The 17906-nt window shown below is 36.6% G+C and carries 22 protein-coding genes, 1 tRNA gene and 2 pseudogenes; 10 read left to right on the top strand and 15 right to left on the bottom strand.

The window, feature by feature from the left end; translation table 11 throughout:
• Window positions 1-27 precede the first annotated feature (27 nt).
• Window positions 28-705, top strand: coding sequence for a ribose-5-phosphate isomerase RpiA (rpiA, locus tag ASD98_RS01995; RefSeq protein WP_199866261.1), 678 nt, complete (start codon window positions 28-30; stop codon window positions 703-705).
• Window positions 706-933: 228 nt separating this feature from the next.
• Here the strand turns inward: rpiA and ASD98_RS01990 are convergent, their stop codons facing one another.
• From ASD98_RS01990 to ASD98_RS01980, 3 genes are all read right to left on the bottom strand, one after another.
• Window positions 934-1335, bottom strand: coding sequence for a thioesterase family protein (locus ASD98_RS01990; RefSeq protein ID WP_082577777.1), 402 nt, complete (start codon window positions 1333-1335; stop codon window positions 934-936).
• Between the two features lie 160 nt (window positions 1336-1495).
• The gene (locus tag ASD98_RS01985) at window positions 1496-2101 is read right to left on the bottom strand and encodes a uracil-DNA glycosylase family protein (RefSeq protein WP_056199396.1); all 606 of its coding nucleotides are present in this window, start codon (window positions 2099-2101) and stop codon (window positions 1496-1498) included.
• A gap of 104 nt (window positions 2102-2205) precedes the next feature.
• Window positions 2206-2859, bottom strand: a complete 654-nt coding sequence (locus ASD98_RS01980; RefSeq protein ID WP_056199393.1) for a hypothetical protein — start codon at window positions 2857-2859, stop codon at window positions 2206-2208.
• A 107-nt stretch (window positions 2860-2966) separates the two neighbouring features.
• On the opposite strand from ASD98_RS01980, the gene ASD98_RS01975 reads away from it, so the two are divergent.
• Window positions 2967-4499 (top strand): PLP-dependent aminotransferase family protein, encoded by a 1533-nt coding sequence (locus tag ASD98_RS01975; RefSeq protein WP_056199391.1) that lies wholly within the window; start codon window positions 2967-2969, stop codon window positions 4497-4499.
• A 71-nt stretch (window positions 4500-4570) separates the two neighbouring features.
• Here the strand turns inward: ASD98_RS01975 and mdlD are convergent, their stop codons facing one another.
• The 5 genes and pseudogenes from mdlD to ASD98_RS01955 form a co-directional block, all read right to left on the bottom strand.
• On the bottom strand, window positions 4571-5890 hold the full coding sequence (gene mdlD, locus ASD98_RS01970; RefSeq protein WP_082577769.1) for an NAD(P)-dependent benzaldehyde dehydrogenase MdlD: 1320 nt from the start codon (window positions 5888-5890) through the stop codon (window positions 4571-4573).
• 276 nt (window positions 5891-6166) lie between these two features.
• Window positions 6167-6604, bottom strand: a complete 438-nt coding sequence (locus ASD98_RS24275) for a zinc-binding dehydrogenase (protein ID WP_242412055.1) — start codon at window positions 6602-6604, stop codon at window positions 6167-6169.
• A gap of 225 nt (window positions 6605-6829) precedes the next feature.
• Window positions 6830-7003, bottom strand: a pseudogene (locus ASD98_RS24530) (alcohol dehydrogenase catalytic domain-containing protein); the annotation flags it as partial.
• Window positions 7004-7313: 310 nt separating this feature from the next.
• A complete protein-coding gene (locus ASD98_RS01960) occupies window positions 7314-7859 on the bottom strand; it encodes a carboxymuconolactone decarboxylase family protein (protein ID WP_056199385.1) in 546 nt (181 codons plus the stop codon).
• Between the two features lie 30 nt (window positions 7860-7889).
• The gene (locus ASD98_RS01955) at window positions 7890-8507 is read right to left on the bottom strand and encodes a nitroreductase family protein (protein ID WP_056199382.1); all 618 of its coding nucleotides are present in this window, start codon (window positions 8505-8507) and stop codon (window positions 7890-7892) included.
• Window positions 8508-8811: 304 nt separating this feature from the next.
• Here ASD98_RS01955 and ASD98_RS01950 point away from each other — a divergent pair, with 304 nt between their 5' ends.
• The 3 genes from ASD98_RS01950 to ASD98_RS01940 all read left to right on the top strand — a co-directional run bounded on the left by ASD98_RS01950 (window position 8812) and on the right by ASD98_RS01940 (window position 10486).
• Window positions 8812-9255, top strand: a complete 444-nt coding sequence (locus tag ASD98_RS01950) for a DoxX family protein (RefSeq protein ID WP_128414765.1) — start codon at window positions 8812-8814, stop codon at window positions 9253-9255.
• Between the two features lie 24 nt (window positions 9256-9279).
• Entirely contained in the window at window positions 9280-9717 is a 438-nt protein-coding gene (locus tag ASD98_RS01945; RefSeq protein ID WP_056199376.1) for an N-acetyltransferase, read from the top strand.
• A 169-nt stretch (window positions 9718-9886) separates the two neighbouring features.
• A complete protein-coding gene (locus tag ASD98_RS01940) occupies window positions 9887-10486 on the top strand; it encodes a TMEM175 family protein (protein WP_056199374.1) in 600 nt (199 codons plus the stop codon).
• A gap of 326 nt (window positions 10487-10812) precedes the next feature.
• On the opposite strand, the gene ASD98_RS01935 is transcribed toward ASD98_RS01940, so the two are convergent.
• The 7 genes and pseudogenes from ASD98_RS01935 to ASD98_RS01910 all read right to left on the bottom strand — a co-directional run bounded on the left by ASD98_RS01935 (window position 10813) and on the right by ASD98_RS01910 (window position 15056).
• A complete protein-coding gene (locus ASD98_RS01935) occupies window positions 10813-11670 on the bottom strand; it encodes an IS3 family transposase (protein ID WP_242412062.1) in 858 nt (285 codons plus the stop codon).
• Between the two features lie 11 nt (window positions 11671-11681).
• On the bottom strand, window positions 11682-11972 hold the full coding sequence (locus ASD98_RS01930; protein ID WP_056199368.1) for a transposase: 291 nt from the start codon (window positions 11970-11972) through the stop codon (window positions 11682-11684).
• 352 nt (window positions 11973-12324) lie between these two features.
• Window positions 12325-12405, bottom strand: a tRNA-Tyr gene (locus tag ASD98_RS01925).
• Window positions 12406-12589: 184 nt separating this feature from the next.
• Window positions 12590-12976, bottom strand: a pseudogene (locus ASD98_RS24525) (peroxiredoxin family protein); the annotation flags it as partial.
• An 18-nt stretch (window positions 12977-12994) separates the two neighbouring features.
• Window positions 12995-13756 (bottom strand): DUF4369 domain-containing protein, encoded by a 762-nt coding sequence (locus ASD98_RS01920; RefSeq protein ID WP_053474413.1) that lies wholly within the window; start codon window positions 13754-13756, stop codon window positions 12995-12997.
• A gap of 259 nt (window positions 13757-14015) precedes the next feature.
• Window positions 14016-14456, bottom strand: coding sequence for a KTSC domain-containing protein (locus ASD98_RS01915; RefSeq protein WP_056199365.1), 441 nt, complete (start codon window positions 14454-14456; stop codon window positions 14016-14018).
• 354 nt (window positions 14457-14810) lie between these two features.
• Window positions 14811-15056, bottom strand: coding sequence for a hypothetical protein (locus ASD98_RS01910; protein ID WP_053474415.1), 246 nt, complete (start codon window positions 15054-15056; stop codon window positions 14811-14813).
• Window positions 15057-15142: 86 nt separating this feature from the next.
• On the opposite strand from ASD98_RS01910, the gene ASD98_RS01905 reads away from it, so the two are divergent.
• The 5 genes from ASD98_RS01905 (at window position 15143) to ASD98_RS01890 (ending at window position 17732) form a co-directional block, all read left to right on the top strand.
• The gene (locus ASD98_RS01905; protein WP_056199362.1) at window positions 15143-15685 is read left to right on the top strand and encodes a hypothetical protein; all 543 of its coding nucleotides are present in this window, start codon (window positions 15143-15145) and stop codon (window positions 15683-15685) included.
• Complete coding sequence (locus ASD98_RS24080; protein ID WP_199866260.1) at window positions 15685-15831, top strand: hypothetical protein; 147 nt, start codon at window positions 15685-15687, stop codon at window positions 15829-15831. Before ASD98_RS01905 ends, ASD98_RS24080 begins: the two co-directional genes overlap by 1 nt.
• Before the next feature lie 72 nt (window positions 15832-15903).
• On the top strand, window positions 15904-16140 hold the full coding sequence (locus ASD98_RS01900; protein WP_056199653.1) for a hypothetical protein: 237 nt from the start codon (window positions 15904-15906) through the stop codon (window positions 16138-16140).
• The gene (locus ASD98_RS01895; protein WP_056199359.1) at window positions 16127-16507 is read left to right on the top strand and encodes a YchJ family protein; all 381 of its coding nucleotides are present in this window, start codon (window positions 16127-16129) and stop codon (window positions 16505-16507) included. The genes ASD98_RS01900 and ASD98_RS01895 overlap by 14 nt, the downstream gene beginning before the upstream one ends.
• A gap of 106 nt (window positions 16508-16613) precedes the next feature.
• Window positions 16614-17732: a VWA domain-containing protein gene (locus tag ASD98_RS01890; protein WP_056199357.1), complete on the top strand. Its 1119-nt coding sequence runs from the start codon at window positions 16614-16616 to the stop codon at window positions 17730-17732.
• The last annotated feature ends 174 nt before the right edge of the window (window positions 17733-17906 follow it).

The raw sequence follows: 17906 nt of genomic DNA, 5'->3' as shown, positions 1-17906 counted from the left end.
AAGCTCTTCTTTTATAGACATTACAAAATGATAAATAATTTAGAAAATGAAAAGATGCTAGCGGCAAAAGCAGCAATTAAATTACTTAAAGATGATATAATTGTAGGACTTGGTATTGGTTCAACAAGTTTCTATGTAATTAAGGAAATCGGTGAGCTTGTTAGAAATGGGTTGAAAATAAAAGCAATTGCAACTTCTAATGAAACCAAGGCATATGCAAAATCTTTGGACACTCCACTAGTAGATATTAATACGGTAAATTCAATTGATATTACAATTGATGGTGCTGATGAATTTAACTCTGATTTGGTTCTTATTAAAGGTGGTGGCGGTGCCTTATTAAAAGAAAAAATCGTTGCTTCACTGACAAAGCAGGAAATTATAATAGTAGATTCATCAAAAAAAGTAGATTTGATTGGAAAATTCAAAATACCAATTGAAGTAATTCCATTCGCTTCCAATTATGTGCTTGCAAGAATTGTACTCATTGATGGTTTGGGTGAAATCAGAAGAAGTAAAGATATCCCATTTATTACTGATCAAGGCAATTATATTATAGATGCTGATTTTGGTTTAATTTCGAATCCTCTTGATTTGTCTAAAAAATTAAACGAGATTGAAGGACTTGTTGCACATGGAATTTTTATAGGGTTGGCCACTAAGGTAATAATGGGAAAAGATGATGCAACAATTATTTTTGAATGATATACAAACTGTATTCTACAGTTAAAATTAACAGCCTTAACTTTTATAATTAAAAAGGTAGTAACTCGAAATAGTTATAACGATTTAATCACAAAAGCCAAAACGTTAACGACTTAGATTATAAGTAACTTATTTCAAGTTTATTATATTATGAAATAAAATGTGTCGATTTTCTATTTATTCTTCTCAAGGATGGCAGTTTTAAGATTTCGGAATGCAGGAAAAAAATTACTTTATTGCGTCAAGCCATTCTTTTGTAGGCTTAACCAGTTTTCGCTCGTGGGTGTCAAATAATCCGATCTTCATTTCTGTATCTGAGCATATTTTTCCTTCACTGTCGGTAATCCATTGTTTGATAGTACCAATTCTTGAATTATATTCCCCTGTTTGAGAATGAATGGTTATTTTTTTACGCAGGTGTAATTCTTTAATAAATCTTAGATTTATCTCCAGAATTACAGGACCAAGCCCTGTTTCTTTTATTGTATCCAAACCATAACCGTTCTGGGTAATAAACTCCCATCGGGCTTCTTCATAAATTTGAAGATATGTAGCATTGTTCACGTGTCCAAATGTATCAAGATGAAATTCCTTAATGGTCATTTCGTATTTGAAAATTCTGTTTTCCATATCCTTATTAATATTTTTTATTTTCTTTTCAAGAATAAACATAATTCATTTTAGACTGCATCATTTTTTGCAGTTGTTTACGCTGGTATTCTTAGAGGTTATATATAATAAATTTCAGCGTTTATCTACAAAGATAAGTATAAGGTTTAATTTAGAAAACTCAAATAATGCTGTCTGTAGTACTTAACGGGTTACAATCTATGACTGATACTACTTTTTCCTGTAAGACCTGAATAAGATTTTCCTTAAACCATGTGTTTTTCTTTTGCCAAATATTGTTCCGAGGCGATGGATGAGGTAAAGGGATATAATTGGCTAAATATTCCTGGTAGTTTTTTACTGTTTCCGTTAAGCTAGCCTTAACGTTGTTTTTCAGGTAGTATTTCTGGGCATGTTGTCCAATCAATAGGGTCAGTTTTATCTCTGGCATTGATTCTAGAACCTGTTGGTGCCATAAGGGTGCACATTCAGGTCTTGGCGGCAGGTCACCTGATTTTCCATTGCCGGGAAAACAAAAGCCCATTGGTATGAGCGCAAAAATCTTATCATTATAAAATGTTTCTTTATCAACTCCTAACCATTCTCTTAAATTATTGCCGCTGGCATCGTCCCAAGGAATACCACTATTTTGAACTTTTTGACCTGGAGCCTGCCCAATTATTACAATTTTTGAAACACTGCTCGCTTGAATAATTGGTCTGGGAATATTGGGCAAAAAATCTTTGCAAACACTACAATTCCGAATTTCTGAAAGTAATTTATCCATTTTAAGTTTGACTATTGTCTTTGAATGTATCTTTTTTATTTTAAAGTTATATGCACTTTAGTTATTTCTAGAGTAAAGATAATACGCCTGTACTGATAAAGGGATTATTTCGATTTACTATTTTCATTTGCCATACGAAGAGCGAAAAGAATGAGTAGATGTATAAGTGTTTTCATCATTTCATTTTGGTATAAATCTGTTTTGTTACTTTCAATCAGCATATTTTCAAAAATTTCCTTTATACGCCATGCCTGATTGTGATTAATGGGAAACAGCACTGGCTGTAGCGAGTTGAACAGTTTCAATTTTTCAGCCAAGTTTACGGATTCATTGTTAAGAAGGTCTTTTGTGAAATATATTTCATAACCTTTAAAGTTTTCAAAATTTGTCGGCTGCTGAATTGTACAAGAAAAACTTAATACTGAATTTGATATTGAAGTATCTTCACTGATGCTAAAACTAATATTATAAAGTGATTCAGATTTTAGCTGAAGGTGCACTCTCTGATTTATATGCGTGTTCATACAAAACGGGTAAAACCTGGACTGATTACCTTCCATGTTGTCGGCAGGGCTGTCTGTTTTTAGTATTCCCTGGTTTACTGAATTTATACTCATTATCTCGAATCTCTTATATCTTGCTTTGCCTATATTTAAAAAGGCCACCTTAGAAATGTTCAGTACTTTTAGTGCCCATATGGAGGTGGATTTCGAATCCTCAGGATCGAGTTCCGGCTTTAGAACAATAGTTCCTGGCATACCAGTTTATTTTCTGTTCTAAATTTTTTGGACTATAAAAGAATAAAATTATGATTTAATTTGGGTACCTTAGCGGGCCAAATTCAATATATAAAGGGGGTCCAGATATGATTCAGAAAATTCTAGAAATTTCATTTAAAAAGGAGGGAGATTACCGTCCTTTATATCAGCAATTAGAGTCGGAAATTATCCAGTTGATTTGTCGCGGCATCCTGAAGCCTGGGCAGGCACTTCCTTCTTCGAGGGAGTTGGCTCATGGTCTGAAGGTTAATCGTAAAACAGTGGTAGCGACTTATGAGGAACTCAATGCGCAGGGCTGGGTGGAAACCAGGGACAGAAGTGGCGTTTATGTTTCAACTAGTTTGCCCGATACTTCAGATCGAGAAGTAAAAGAAAACAAAGAAAAATTGATCAGAAGCCAGCAGCCTGGTTATCCACTGATTATTAAGCAAAGTTCTGGCGAACCAAACAAAATAAATCCAAATATAAATGTCGATAATTCCAGCATTCCGGCACCGATTTACAGAATTGATGATGGTTTTCCTGATCCCAGAATAGCACCCATTGAGGAAATAGTACGGGAATACAGAAGATTTGGAAAGAGCTATTTAACAAATCGATTTCTTATGTATGGTGATGAGCGGGGCTCTTATCGTCTTCGGGTCGAACTCGCTAAATTTTTAAACAGGACCAGAGGACTTCAAATCACTGAAAAGGAAATACTAATAACCAAAGGGACGCAGATGGCTATCTATCTAAGCGCACAGCTTCTTGTCCGCCTTGGGGATACGGTATTGGTACCCGAACCGGGTTATAGGGACGCTAATCTAACCTTTAAGATGGCGGGAGCTAAACTTGTTTTCATTCCGGTAGATAAAGATGGTATGGATGTAGACATGATTGAGCAGATTTGTAAAAAGAAGGTACCCAGAATGATTTATATTATTCCGCATCACCACAGGCCCACGACTGTTACCCTGAGTGCGGAACGCAGAATGCGGCTGATGAACCTTGCCTCTAAATACGGATTTGCATTACTTGAAGATGATTATGATTTTGATTATCATTTTACAAGCGACCCTCTTTTTCCTTTAGCGAGCCTTGATACGGGGGGACACATTATTTATGTGGGCTCATTTTGCAAAAGCATTGCGCCAGGTATACGGATTGGTTTTATGGTGGCTCCTGAAGTGGTGATTAACGAAGCCGCCGCAATTCGTAAATTAATAGACCGCCAGGGTGAACGGTTAATGGAAGAGGCAACCGCCGAGCTTTTGAGTACAGGAGAAATTTCAAGACACCTCAAAAAATCCCATAAAATTTATCATGGCAGGTTAGAGAATGCCTGCAGGCTGCTTGACGAGCAACTGGGTGACTATTTAACATTTGACCGGCCAAACGGGGGTCTGGCTATTTGGGCAGCATATGAAAAAGGCACAAGCGGCAAAATAGTTGCAGCGAATGCAGGAAAGCTGGGATTGCACATCAGTGATAGCAGTAATTATTTTTTTTCACCAAATGCCTCTATGCCGCAGGACTTCGTAAGAATAGGGTTCTGTTCTTTAAATGAAAAAGAAATGGCTGAAGCTATTGATATATGGCGACGGGCTCTTACTCATTCCAGGCGGCATAATGGCTAGTGATTTTTGAATAATTACAAATACAATTAGTCCGTTTTTAGAAATTGTATGTACAAATTGTTCTAAAGAGATTATCTTACCTCTAATACCGACCTTGTGTGGCTGAAGGTATGGAAACTATATTGTCCATGATATTTACCCATTCCTGAAGTTCCTACACCACCAAATGGTAAAAAATGCACGCCGACATGTGCTATAGTGCTGTTAATTTCAGCATCACCACTGGTAGTTCTGTTTAGAACATCATCGGCAAAATCTTTATCCTCTGAGAAGACATATAATGCTAATGGTTTAGGTCGGAAATTGATCTCCTGTAGCACCACATTAATGTCAGAGTAGGTAAGAAATGGAAGAATTGGCCCAAATATCTCCTGCTGCATTACCGCGTCCTCCCAGTTAACATTATCCATTATGGTAGCCTCAAAATCACGGGTTTCAAGATTATATCCGCCACCGTATATTACTTTATCTTTCGCTGCATTCAGATAGCCTGCAAGATTCTTTACCTGTTGCTGTGAAACAATCTTGCCAATCTTACCTAATGAATTACCATCGTAGGTCTTCTCGATATAGCTCTTAAATCTTTGGATTAGTTCTTCTTTTATTGATTCATGGATGTAAATATAATCCGGGGCTACACAGGTCTGTCCGCAGTTCATCCATTTTCCCCTTGAAATCCTTTCGACTGCCTTGTCGATGTCTGCATCTTTATGCACTATAGCTGGTGATTTTCCCCCCAGTTCCAACGTCACCGGGATTAGATTATCGGCGGCAGCCTTCATAACGATCTTTCCAACATTAGGACTTCCGGTAAAGAATATATAGTCAAATTTAAAGCTTAACAAAAGCGTATTTTCTTCGATTGCCCCTTGTATTACCGCTACATAGTCAGAAGAAAATGCATCATTCACTATTTTTTCAATAACTCCGGCAACAGTCGGTGTGTTCTCCGAGGGTTTGATGATGGCTGTATTCCCACCTATTATAGCCCCTAATAAAGGGCTAAATGTCAATTGAATAGGATAGTTGAACGGGCCAATGATATAGCTTACCCCATAAGGCTGAAAGGTTACCTTACTTACAATTTCACTACCTGATTCAGTAAAGCTTAACGGCATTTGCACAGGTTTAGTCCAGGTTACAAGATTTTCAATACAGTAATCAAGTTCTTCTAACACTAATCTTATTTCAGCATACTCTGTTTCTGATCTGCTTTTTCCTAAATCTATGAATGTCGCCTCGCAAATAGCATCATTATGCGCTATAAATGATTTTTTTAAATTCTCCAGCTGCTGAATTCTGAAACTAACAGGCTGGGTTTTCCCTGCTGCAAACAACTTTTTTTGGCTTTGAAAAACCGAAGTTATGTACTCTTTTTGATTTATATCCATTTCTATTTCCGGCTTTTAGTGATTAGTAATTTCAATTTTATGAGACCAACAGTTTATCCTTTTCATTCAGTCCCAGTTTTAAACCATAGAGAAAGTTACTGCCTGTCTCTATGGTTTCATGAGTTTTCTAAAATGATTATCAGGCAAATCCATTTTTGTAAAATGATTTTGTCATACTAGGTAGTGGTCAAAATACATTTTGTATTTTAAAAAGAGTTTTGCTTTGTTGGGATTAACGTCTTGTGGTTGTCAAGCCCCATCCTGTTCCTGAAGTCTTTAAGAACGCAGGCGAATGATCGTTTTTCCTGTGAGTGTTACGTTTGGAGCAAAAGCCGCAATAGCATTCTCAAGAGTAGCAACATTTCCAACGTTAGTTTTAAGGCGTCCGTCACGAACTCTTTGAGCCAGCTCGGTCAATTGTCCACGATTAGCCTCGACAATAAAATCTATCGTACGGCCGTCTACTGGTCTTGCCTCGCTTGGACCCGTGATAGTAACAAGTGTCCCTCCGGCGCGAATTATACCGGCAGATCTTGTAGTAATATCTCCGCCCAGAACGTCAAAAACAAGGTCAACCTTACCAACGTCTTCTAATTTTTCATTATCGAGATCGATATATTCATGAGCACCAAAATCGAGTGCTGTCTGACGACCGTTCGCACGCCCGGTTCCGATGATGTATGCGCCAGCCTCACGCGCAAGCTGAACTGCCATTGAGCCCACTACACCTGCTGCACCATGAACGATTACACTTTGTCCCGATTGAATCTTGCCATGGTCAAATATCCCTTGCCATGCTGTTAATCCCGGCATTACCAGGGCAGCACCAACTGTGAAGTCGATATCACCTGGGAGAGGTGCGAGATTACGAGCCTCGATAGCTATGTACTCCGCCAATGAGCCATTGCGATACCAGTCAGCAAGCCCGAATACACGCTGTCCAACTGAGAGCCCGGTTGTCCCATAGCCAAGGGCTGTAACTACACCGGAAAATTCGTGTCCGGGGATAGCCGGTGTTCGGCTGACATCATAGCGGTCAGTCCAGGTCGATGGCCACTCAAGCTCATTGAAAGTGAATCCCGAAGCATGAACCTGAACGATAACTTCGTTCATTGCAGGGGTAGGTTCCGGATGCTCCACCAACTTCATGCCGGCCGTTCCTTCGGCCTCGTTTGTTACAATAATTGCTTTCATAATATTTTTTCTTTTTTACCCATATGCCACTACTTAGCATAAAGCTAAGTAGCTGAACATTATGGATTTGTTTTTTGAACTAGACTTGATTTAATAGATTTAAAAGATCTTTTTTGGTATGTTAAACTTACCTTTTTTCATGATTATTTAGAAAATCCAATTTGCAATACAGCCGGATGTGGTTTTCCATCGTTTTTTGAAACCAGAAATGTTTATACATCGTTGGATCTTAAATCATACCGGCCGGCGTAACTGCAGGAAAGTCTATGTCGTGATCAAACACGTTATTGAAGAAGTTTGTGAACGAATACATAGTAACCAGCGCGATAATCTCCATGATGTTTGCATCAGTGTATCCTACATCGCGTACGGCTTTAAGATCAGCATCACTGACCTGTCCACGTGTCTCGATGACTTTACGTGCAAATTGCACGACAGCATCCCTCTTTGGGTCAGTTGCACGGCCCTTACGAGCAAGAATGATTTCATCAGCTGGTAGCTTAGCCATATGCTGGGCAGTATAACTATGAACTGTCAGGCAATAGTTGCATCCATTTACCTCAGAGACAGCAAGGCCGATACTGTCACGTGTCTTCACGTCGAGCGCCTTACTTAAGGAACCGAACAGGGTAGCCCATGCGTTAAATGCGATCGGGCTCTGGGCAAAGGCTGCCATCATATTTGGGGTGAACCCGATATTCTTCGTTAGAGTATCAAGAGTAGGTTTCGAATCAACCGGTACTTGTTCCGGTGTTAAAGGTTTAGTTCTAGGCATCGTAGCTTATTTAAATTGTTTACTTATTAATTATACAAAGTCCAATACCTCGGTGATCGGACGACGTGGCTTCTGAGCCCAGTTTCCTGGACGTTCAGTCCCTATTGATAATAACATAACAGGTATTTCATCTGCGGACAATCCGAATTCGCGGTGAACGGCATCGGCGTCGAAGCCGATCATAGGCGTTGAACCCAGACCTAATGAACGGGCAGCATAGATTATCGTTGCTGCGCCAAAGGTAGCAGTACGTATAGCCTCGTCGCGTCTTCGTTGCGGATAGGCCATATAGAGATCTCTTGCCGGAATTTCCCATTCAGCAACCATGTCTGCAGGCATTACACCCGCTTCCACTAAAGGCGCCAGGCGCTGTGGTATTACACTGGTCTCGACCAACTGGCCACAAATGATGAATGTAACAGCAGCATCACCAACGGCGGGCTGATTCCAGGCAATCGGTTTCAGTCGAGCCTTTGCTTCGGGTGTGCGTACGGCAATAAATCGCCAGTTTTGCAGGTGAAAAGATGTCGGTGCGGTAGTGCCAATTCGCACCAATTCACGGATTTCATCATCACTCATGGTGGCGGCGGGGTCATAATACTTGGCAGCAGTGCGGCTCAAGATAGTTTCGATAACAGGATTAGTCATAATTCTTGGATTTTATAGTTGTAAAATGATTTAAAACCAGTGTAAAATTATATCTAATTTTGGATGCATTAATGGGCCAAATTTAAAATGACAAAGGATCCAATTTTTGAAAGTTTAAAAATTTGAATTGTACATTAATAAAGTGGTATGATGTTCATATAGTGTTATTTAAGTTGTTTTGTTTTATCGCCACGGAGTAATCTTCTTTTTTTAATAGCTTCATTTTCTGGTCCCCAATGCATATGACAATTGGATCCCTTTTATTTTCGAAATGAAATATAAATTTGGGCCAAAAATAAAACATATGAAAAACCCTTTTGGAATAGCCCAGTTTATTTTAAGACTTGCTTTAGGAGCCGGCTTTATATTACCTGTAATGGATAGGTTAGGATTAATGGGACCGCCTGGTTCCGGTGCTGCCTGGGGCGACTGGAAGCATTTTGTTGATTATACCAATACGATACTTCCCTTTGCGAGCAGGTCAATTGCCAATATTATGAGTGTACTGGCAACGATTGCGGAATTTGTTTTTGGAACGTGTCTCATCATAGGCTTCAGAATTAAAGAAGCATCGCTGGGTGCAGCGGGTCTAACTCTTTCGTTTGGCTTATGTATGGCAATATTCGTAAGTATTGGCGCACCGTTCAATTACCCGGTTTTTGTTTTTACCGGTGCAGCATTGGTGCTTTCAGGCCTTGATCATTATCAGTGGAGTATCGATAATGATATAAAAAAACTGCGTAATTAAAGGAAGATTAAAAATAGGAGTATTATGGAGTGTAAAAAAGCAACCACCAGAGAAGATATTGAATTTTGCAAAGATGCAATTCTTGAATTTCTAAGAAATTTAAATCCGGCAACGGCAGTTGATCAGGTTTTCGAGATGATAACCAACGAAGGATATGAATTGGTCTTTATACCCAATGCGGACAACACAAGAGCCGGCGCCTTTATAGGGTACCGTATACTCAACCTGCTTCGTACCGGCCCTTCGATCTATATTGATGACCTGTTTACATTTGCCGATTCAAGAAATCAGGGATTTGCCGGCATGCTGCTGGATTATGTAGAAAGCTATGCCGCTGCAGAAGGACTCAAAAGTATTCATCTGGACAGCGGTTTCATCTTACATACAGCGCACAGATTATACCATAATAAAGGCTACAATCTGGCCTGCCACCATTTTTCCAAGCCCCTTAATCAAGTATAGAACTCTTATTGAATTTTGTGACATCACATCGATAACTGTTTTTTTTTCATTTACTCCGGATGCGCTGAAATTTAACTTCGCACTGATAAGAGACGATGATGTTCTGCCCGGTTATCAAAGAAGGAACTTTTTGATCCCTAATTTATATTATTAAACACAATTCTGCACAATGAAAAAAGGACGTATGGAAGCCTTCAGCGATGGGGTTATCGCCATCATTATAACTATTATGGTACTGGAACTTAAGGTACCCGAACACGGTCAGGACCTTAGCTCACTGATCCCTCTTGCCCCATTTTTTCTGAGCTACATAATGAGTTTTGTGTATGTCGGTATTTACTGGAACAACCATCATCACATGCACTATCTGGTCAGCTCGGTTAACGGCAAAGCATTATGGGCAAACCTCTTTCTGCTTTTCTGGTTATCACTCATTCCTTTTGGCACCGAGTGGATGGCAGCAAATCATTTCGGGCAGGTACCCGTAGCGGTCTATGGATTTATACTTCTTATGTGCGGAATATCTTACACCTTATTAGCCCACATTTTAGCACGCCATTGTGGAAGACAGTCTGAATTGGCGCAGGCCTTGGGCAAGGACTGGAAAGCAAAGCTTTCTACTGTAGTATATGTTATTGCAATAATAACTGCACTATGGCTGCCTGTGCTGGCTTGCGTACTATATGCCGCTGTTGCCTTTATCTGGTTTATGCCCGACAGGCGCATAGAGAAAAAAGTCCTAAATGATGAGAATTATAACAAGGAATGAGGTTTATTAGACTTTCAGTTTTTTTGACCTTTTGCACAATGATTTTTTTTTTAGGTTGCTTAAAATCCCTGATATATTAATAAATATTTGTTAGGAAAGACATTGACCCTAATAGATCTTTTTTTCCTTTATTTGTCTTCACATATTCGAGCTCTAAAAGTTTCGAACCTAAACTTGCCAGACCTTAATTTTGGTTGGATTTCTATTTTTAAAAATACCCTGTGCCACGATTCTGCCATAAAAAAGACTACGCTTTATCGTTTTTTTAGTGTTTAAATCTTTAGTTTTTGACATTAATTTTAAAATTGGAGAAAAAAGGTTTTTTCCTATTTCGACTTTAAATTATGGTATTCGGTTATTGTAAAATTCCCTAAGGCAGAGTGCCTTCTTTCAGTATTATAGAAATTTTCAATGTATTCCGAAATTGAGGTTTTTGCTTTTCGTCGGCTTGTGTAATTATTTTTTGAAATCAATTCTGTTTTCAACGTCTTAAAAAAGCTTTCAGCTACTGCGTTATCATAACAGTTACCTTTTCTACTCATGCTTCTTGATATTTGGGAGTTTTTTGTAATTATATAAACAAAATCCTTACATGCGTATTGAATTCCTCTGTCAGAATGAAATATCAATTTTTGGCTGCTGGTTAAAGGACGGTGTAATACACTTTTTTTATAAGCGGCAATAGAAGTGTCGATTGCTTTCATAGTTTCGCTTGCTGACCAGCCTATCACTTTGCGGTCAAATAAATCAATTACTATTGTAAGATATAGCCAGCCTTGTCCAGTTCTGACGTAAGTAATGTCAGATACCCAAACTTCGTTTTCTTTCTTAACTTTAAAATCCTGGTTTAATAAATTATCCACTACGGGATATTTATGAAATGAATTTGTAGTTTTTTTGAATTTTAATTTTGATACTTTTTGTAAATGTAATCTCTGCAGCAACCTTCCTACATACCCTCGAGAGATTTTAATGCCAATTGAGTGTAATTCCTTTGTAATTCTTGTGCCGCCGTATCTGCCTTGACTCCAATTAAAGATTCTTGAAATTTCAGAAAAAATAAAAGCCCTGCGATCTCTTTTGCTGTTAGGCTGCGATTTGTTCCAACGGTAAAAACTGCTTCTGTTTATTTCGAAAATCTCGCACATCTTCCAGGTAGGGAATATCTGAGCATTATCTTTAATAAATTGATATCTTACCTGCCGTTCCTGGAGAAGATGTTTAGCTCCTTTTTTAGAATATCGCGTTCCAGTTTTATATTTTTAATTTCTTTCCTCAATTTCAATAAATCTTCTTTGGTGATATCTGAAGCGATTAATTTCGAAGAAATAAGTTTTCCATCCTTATGCAGTTTTTTCCAATGTGAGAGAGTGTTTTCGCTAATTCCAAGTTCTTGGGCAACGTCAATGACGCTTCCGCATTTTATACTCATATCGACAGATGATATTTTAAATTCTAAGCTGTATTTTTTTCTAACTGTTTCCATGCTCTTAAAGGTAAAGAGAATAATTTTTAGGCTATAGAATTAGAAATAAAATTTCACATTCTGATTGGATAATTAGCTGCTAAATTTCTAAATGCTGTAGGTTGGATTTACTGGTTTTTTCAGTTTAAAAATACCTGCACTGCCTTAACTTTTTGGTGCATTTACGAGAGGTATTCCAGCCGAAAAGTGCACCGATTCTGCACCTTTAATTTTGTGAGGATTTATAAATATTGAAAACAGGCCTAAAATAAAAAAAACCTGCAAATCCTTGAATTTGCAGGTCTTCAGACATTTTTTGTGGCTTTTTAAAAAGAATGAAAACTTTAAGTTTTCCGCCTTTTAGGCCTTTCCGTGGGGAGAGCAGGATTCGAACCTGCGAAGTTCACACAGCAGATTTACAGTCTGCCCTCGTTGGCCGCTTGAGTATCTCCCCGATCTCAATTTGTTGTGCTTTGTTGTTCTAAGCGGTGGCAAAGATAGCAACGTTTTCTAGATTTGCAAACAAAAAAAGAACTTAATTTAAAGTTATTTTAAAGTTATTTTTTAATTCATTGGAATTGAATAAAATAAAAAAATCTCCACAAGGGAGATTTTTTGACTTTATTTCAAAAGTAGGATTATTTCGCTAATAATTCTACGATTTTTGCTTTCAATTCCGGACCTCTTAAGTCTTGAGCAACCACTTTTCCTGATGCATCAAGAATAAAAGTTGCAGGAATAGATTCAACATTATATTGTTTCGCAATTGGTTCATCCCAGAATTTAAGGTTAGAAACATGTGTCCATGTTAAACCATCTGCTGCGATAGCTTCTTTCCAGTGTTCAGCATCTTTGTCTAAAGAAACCCCAACAATATTTAATCCTTTTGAATGTAATTCTTTGTAAATAGCTACAACGTTTGGATTTTCTTTTCTGCATGGTCCACACCATGAAGCCCAGAAATCAACGATAGTTACTTTACCTAAACTTTCTTTAAGCGAAACTACTTTTCCCTGTGGATTTGGCGCAGAAAAGTCTGCTCTTCATTTAGCGCTGCCAACTGGAGGAGCTGATGCACCAACCGCAGGCAATTTAGCTTGACCTAGTCTGGTTTTGATTTCTTTACCAGGAGTTGTGTTTTTTACAGATTCGTCTAAAGCGTTGTATAAACTCTCTGTTTTTTTGATATCGTTGCTTGGATCATTAATCATACTTTGAATAATCAATGCAGAAATATAAGATTTTGGATGTCCTTCAGCGTAAGCTAAATATTTCTTTTTAGTACTAGCTTGTACTTCTGTTTGGATTTCCATGTATTGTTTCATCAAGCTGTTGATAGTTGCTGTATCTTGAGCTTGTTGAGCTTGCTGCATTTTTTGAGTATTCTTTTTCTGAAAATCAATTAAGTTTTTTTGAGTTTTTGTAAGATCATCATTGAATTTTACATACTCGTCATTATTGTAAGTTCCAGAAATTTTAGATTTATGGATGCTGTCTTTGTCGATTTCGATATTGATTTCTCCAGTTTCTAAGATAAATGGGATTGGCCCGTTAGCACCTTGAAGTATTAATGTATGAAAAGCTGGTTCTTTAACTTTTCCTTTAATTTCAAATTTTCCATTTTCAACTTTTACAGTATCTAACGCAATTGTCATTCTTGTAGCTGGATCTTGACCCTGAAGAATGATAGTTTTTCCGTTTTCGATTCCTTTTGCAGTACCAGTAATTAGGTATTCTCCGTCTTTAACTTTACTGCATGAAATGATAGCTGCAGAAGCTGTAAGTAAAAAAAGTATTTTTTTCATTATAAAAAATTAATTAGTTAATTGATTTGTGCAACAAAAGTATCTAAAATTATAAAACATATAGAATTTTGTAACCTAAAATTTTGTTATAGTTTTTTTATGTCTAAATGTCCTGTAATCAAGTGTTTTGAAGCGTTAATTTGATTTAAAACTCTTATTTATTTATTGTTTTGAATGCTAATATAGAATTTTTTTAATAGTAAGCCATAAAAAAAGCACTCTGTAAGAAGAGTGCTTTTTAAATTATTTTCGAATAAATTTATTCTTGATTTGTTTTCTTTCTCCAAGTAAAAGAGTTCAAAATGTGTCTTTTTGCAAATCTTCCAGGAGAATCAGCATTTACCATTTTTACGTAAGTTGCTTTCGGAACACTAATGTATTCGTAAACACTTCCGTTAGAAAAATCAATAATCAAACGACCTTCTACAAATTTGTAATCTGTAATAGTGCAAGTTGAAATTGTTTCTGTATATTCAGGTAAGTTAAGTTTAATAGTATCAGGGTGAATACTTACTAAAAAGTGGTAAGCTTCAATGATTGTTTTGCTTTTTTCTTCTGCGTCTTTTAAACCAGCGTCGTCTCCTACAAATTTATCAGGATGAGATTCTTTCATCGCATTACGATAAATTGTTTTTAAATCTTTTAACTCTGCAGTTTTTTCTACATTTAGTAACTTGCGGTATTCAACTATTTTTTTCATAAATAAAAGGTAACTACTTGTCTATTAGTTTGAAATCGATATTAATTAGTTCAAATCGACAAATTTTTTGCAAAGGTACACTTTTTTTTAACTTTTCAGTTTTGATCGAAAAAATATTCAGGAAAGTTGTTTTATGAAATCCTTAATTATAAAATTAATTTACCGCAAAGTGCGCAAGGATTTTTTATATGTATGATTTTTATAAAAATGCAAAGTTCGCAAAGCTTTTGTATGGATAAAGCTTTGCTAACTTTATAAGCTCAGTTTTTGATGAAAAAATCTTAGCGTGCTTTGCTGTTAATCCCCCTCATTTCAACATGAAACTTGAAACAAAAGAAACCTGAAACAAAAAACTTATTCCGGCTTATGATTTGCCTTGTCAAAGTTTTTAGATTTCTTTGGATATTTATCGTAGCTAATATCACTTGGATTCTCAATTACAGACTTAATCGTAACCCAGTCTCCAATATTAAAGTTAGTATGAGCGATTTTATAATCTAAAAGATATTCACCACAGAAATAATTGTTGTTTTCATCTTTTTCGATAATGCCAGTATAAACTCCTTTTTGAGGCATTTTTTCTTGTGAATCTTTAGACATAGTTTTTTATTTTAAAATTGAAGTCGCAAAGTTAATCAATTTAGGTTTGTTTTAGGGAGTTCGCGACAATCTGAGTATATTTGCAGATGCAGAAAAATTTTAAGCCAGATCCAAATTCTTTTAAAAATACCTTTTGTGTTTTTAATGAAGTGCTTCCAAATGAAATAGAAGGTTTAAAAAAACAGTTTGAAAGCAAGGCAGGAAGTTCTTATTATTATACTGAAGCCGGAATGTATCGTGTTTCCAATCATTGGGGAAGACTGGCAAATAGTAAATGGCGTTTAACTGCCCGTGAACCGGAAACAGAATCGAAAACAAAAATTGGTTTTGCATCCTGGGAAGAATTTTATCCAGATAATGCAGAAGAGAAACTATATTATATAGAAGCAGATTTCGAAAAGAATCTGGCAAATTATCAGCATAAAAAAAATCCGAATTACGACGGAAAAGCGATTTTGAGAACAAGTTTTGAAACTACAAAACGTTTAAAACAAATTAGAAATCTGCAGCAATTAACTTCGTGGGCAAAATATTTTGATCATGAGGATATAGCCGATCTAAGAATGCAGATTATCAACGAATTGATTTTTACTGAAAGAAGTTTAGAAGAAATTAAAAGAGAAATATAATGGGACGCAATAACGAACGAAACATCAAAACTCACAATGACAAATTGCACAAAGCTCAGGCGAAGAAAAAACAAGCCGAAGTTTCCCGCAAAGAAAAACTCAAAGAAATTGTGAAGAAATTTAATGAGAGTAAAACAGAGGAATAAATATAGTTTTAAGTGTCAAGTTTCAGATTCTGCTGCAACTTGAAACCTGAAACAAAAAAAACAAACATATATATGAATGCAAAATTTGAAACTTTAAAAGCAAGTGTACAGGAAATCATTGATTTCATTGCTGTAAAAAATGATAGAGAAGCTAATAATAAACTTTTAGAAGTAAGTGATGTCTTAGACGAAATGTTAGATTTTGCTGAAGAAGATGAAGAACTGAGAGAAATAAGCAGATATCAGGTTTTATTAAACCAGCTGCATGTAAAAATTAACGGAGAAGAAGAAGTAGATGGCGACGCATAAATGCCATTGCGATACAGGGTTACAATTTGAAAATTGCTGCGGATTGTATCTCGAAAACAATCAAAAAGCACCAACAGCTTTATCTTTAATGCGTTCCAGATATTCGGCTTATGCGACTCATAATGCTGAATATCTTTTAGAAACAACTTATATTTCTGAAAGAAAATATTATTCGAAAGCCGAAATTTTAAAATGGGCGACGGCAAATAAATGGCAGAAATTAGAAATTCTCAGTTACACAGAAAATACAGTTGAGTTTAAAGCTTATTTTTTAGACTCCAATAATAAGCCACAGACTCATTATGAGTTTTCAACCTTTAAATTTGAAAATAATGCCTGGTTTTATGTTGATGGAAAGGTTGAATAATTATTACATCTAACGCTGTTAGCTGTAGATTTTGGTTAAATATTTTAACTAAAAATTAATAAACGTTTCTATTTTCATAATTCCAAAAAGGCTTAATTTTAGAATTATGAAAAACGAATTTAAAAAAGGTTTTTATTTTAAGTCGTACGAAGCCCCGTTTCAGTCTCCGTTTGAAAAACTTTTTGGTATTTTTAAAGAGCTAATCACCCATACTTCAGGCGATTTTGACGAAGCAATAAACTGGCTTCGGGAGTTAGATATAGAATATAAACTGACAGATGAGAACTACACAATCGATGATTTTATCGAAGATTTAAAAAAGAAAGGTTACATAAAAGACGAAGTCAAAGAAGACGGAACAGATGGTTTTGGAATCACTGCTAAAACAGAACGCGCGATTCGTCAGCAGGCTTTAGATCAGATTTTCGGAAATCTGAAACGTTCCGGAAACGGAAATCACAAAACAAAACATGCCGGAAATGGCGATGAACATACAGGAGAATTTCGTGAATTTAATTTTGGCGATGGTTTAGAACGTATTTCATTGACCGAAAGTCTGCGAAATGCTCAAATTAATAATGGCGTTGAAAGTTTCATGCTGACCGAAAATGATTTGGTTGTCGAAGAAACGCAGTACAAAGCACAAATGAGTACCGTTTTGATGATCGACATAAGTCACAGTATGATTTTGTATGGTGAAGACCGAATCACGCCTGCTAAAAAAGTAGCGATGGCTTTGGCCGAATTAATTACAACCCGTTATCCAAAAGACACACTTGATATTTTGGTTTTTGGAAATGATGCCTGGACAATTCCAATTAAAGACTTACCGTATTTGCAAGTTGGTCCTTATCATACAAACACAGTTGCCGGATTGCAATTGGCGATGGATATTTTACGACGAAAAAGAAATACCAACAAGCAGATTTTCATGATCACGGACGGGAAACCAAGCTGCGTGCGCGAACGCGATGGTTCGTATTATATGAACAGCAACGGTCTCGACGAATATATTGTGGACAAATGTTATACACAGGCACAGCAGGCAAGAAAATTACACATTCCGATTACGACTTTTATGATTGCAAATGATCCGTATTTGCAGCGTTTTGTAAATCATTTTACAGAAGCCAATCAGGGAAAAGCATTTTATACAGGGTTAAAAGGTCTGGGCGAAATGATTTTTGAAGATTATGAAACGAATAGGAAGAAGAGGGTGCGTTGATTAGGTTCAAAGTTGCAAAGGTTCAGAGGAACAAAGGTTCAGAGGAACAAAGGTTTCGGTTGTCACGCTGAGCGGAGTCGAAGCGTTTTTAAGACAACGTATATCGTAGAGACGCACAGCAGTGCATCTACACAAAGTATGACACAATATTTGTCGTTAAAAAAACAATAAACA

The sequence above is a fragment of the Flavobacterium sp. Root186 genome, from assembly GCF_001428525.1.
GTDB lineage: Bacteria > Bacteroidota > Bacteroidia > Flavobacteriales > Flavobacteriaceae > Flavobacterium.
Note: the sequence above shows the minus strand (reverse complement) of the source record. Positions and strands in the feature narration are given on the sequence as shown.

What these genes read in the sequence shown, in the direction of transcription:
- rpiA (WP_199866261.1), top strand. Translation starts at nt 28, where the DNA reads ATGATAAATAATTTAGAAAATGAAAAGATGCTAGCGGCAAAAGCAGCA.
- ASD98_RS01990 (WP_082577777.1), bottom strand. Translation starts at nt 1,335, where the DNA reads ATGGAAAACAGAATTTTCAAATACGAAATGACCATTAAGGAATTTCAT.
- ASD98_RS01985 (WP_056199396.1), bottom strand. Translation starts at nt 2,101, where the DNA reads ATGGATAAATTACTTTCAGAAATTCGGAATTGTAGTGTTTGCAAAGAT.
- ASD98_RS01980 (WP_056199393.1), bottom strand. Translation starts at nt 2,859, where the DNA reads ATGCCAGGAACTATTGTTCTAAAGCCGGAACTCGATCCTGAGGATTCG.
- ASD98_RS01975 (WP_056199391.1), top strand. Translation starts at nt 2,967, where the DNA reads ATGATTCAGAAAATTCTAGAAATTTCATTTAAAAAGGAGGGAGATTAC.
- mdlD (WP_082577769.1), bottom strand. Translation starts at nt 5,890, where the DNA reads ATGGATATAAATCAAAAAGAGTACATAACTTCGGTTTTTCAAAGCCAA.
- ASD98_RS24275 (WP_242412055.1), bottom strand. Translation starts at nt 6,604, where the DNA reads ATGGCAGTTCAGCTTGCGCGTGAGGCTGGCGCATACATCATCGGAACC.
- ASD98_RS01960 (WP_056199385.1), bottom strand. Translation starts at nt 7,859, where the DNA reads ATGCCTAGAACTAAACCTTTAACACCGGAACAAGTACCGGTTGATTCG.
- ASD98_RS01955 (WP_056199382.1), bottom strand. Translation starts at nt 8,507, where the DNA reads ATGACTAATCCTGTTATCGAAACTATCTTGAGCCGCACTGCTGCCAAG.
- ASD98_RS01950 (WP_128414765.1), top strand. Translation starts at nt 8,812, where the DNA reads ATGAAAAACCCTTTTGGAATAGCCCAGTTTATTTTAAGACTTGCTTTA.
- ASD98_RS01945 (WP_056199376.1), top strand. Translation starts at nt 9,280, where the DNA reads ATGGAGTGTAAAAAAGCAACCACCAGAGAAGATATTGAATTTTGCAAA.
- ASD98_RS01940 (WP_056199374.1), top strand. Translation starts at nt 9,887, where the DNA reads ATGAAAAAAGGACGTATGGAAGCCTTCAGCGATGGGGTTATCGCCATC.
- ASD98_RS01930 (WP_056199368.1), bottom strand. Translation starts at nt 11,972, where the DNA reads ATGGAAACAGTTAGAAAAAAATACAGCTTAGAATTTAAAATATCATCT.
- ASD98_RS01920 (WP_053474413.1), bottom strand. Translation starts at nt 13,756, where the DNA reads ATGAAAAAAATACTTTTTTTACTTACAGCTTCTGCAGCTATCATTTCA.
- ASD98_RS01915 (WP_056199365.1), bottom strand. Translation starts at nt 14,456, where the DNA reads ATGAAAAAAATAGTTGAATACCGCAAGTTACTAAATGTAGAAAAAACT.
- ASD98_RS01910 (WP_053474415.1), bottom strand. Translation starts at nt 15,056, where the DNA reads ATGTCTAAAGATTCACAAGAAAAAATGCCTCAAAAAGGAGTTTATACT.
- ASD98_RS01905 (WP_056199362.1), top strand. Translation starts at nt 15,143, where the DNA reads ATGCAGAAAAATTTTAAGCCAGATCCAAATTCTTTTAAAAATACCTTT.
- ASD98_RS24080 (WP_199866260.1), top strand. Translation starts at nt 15,685, where the DNA reads ATGGGACGCAATAACGAACGAAACATCAAAACTCACAATGACAAATTG.
- ASD98_RS01900 (WP_056199653.1), top strand. Translation starts at nt 15,904, where the DNA reads ATGAATGCAAAATTTGAAACTTTAAAAGCAAGTGTACAGGAAATCATT.
- ASD98_RS01895 (WP_056199359.1), top strand. Translation starts at nt 16,127, where the DNA reads ATGGCGACGCATAAATGCCATTGCGATACAGGGTTACAATTTGAAAAT.
- ASD98_RS01890 (WP_056199357.1), top strand. Translation starts at nt 16,614, where the DNA reads ATGAAAAACGAATTTAAAAAAGGTTTTTATTTTAAGTCGTACGAAGCC.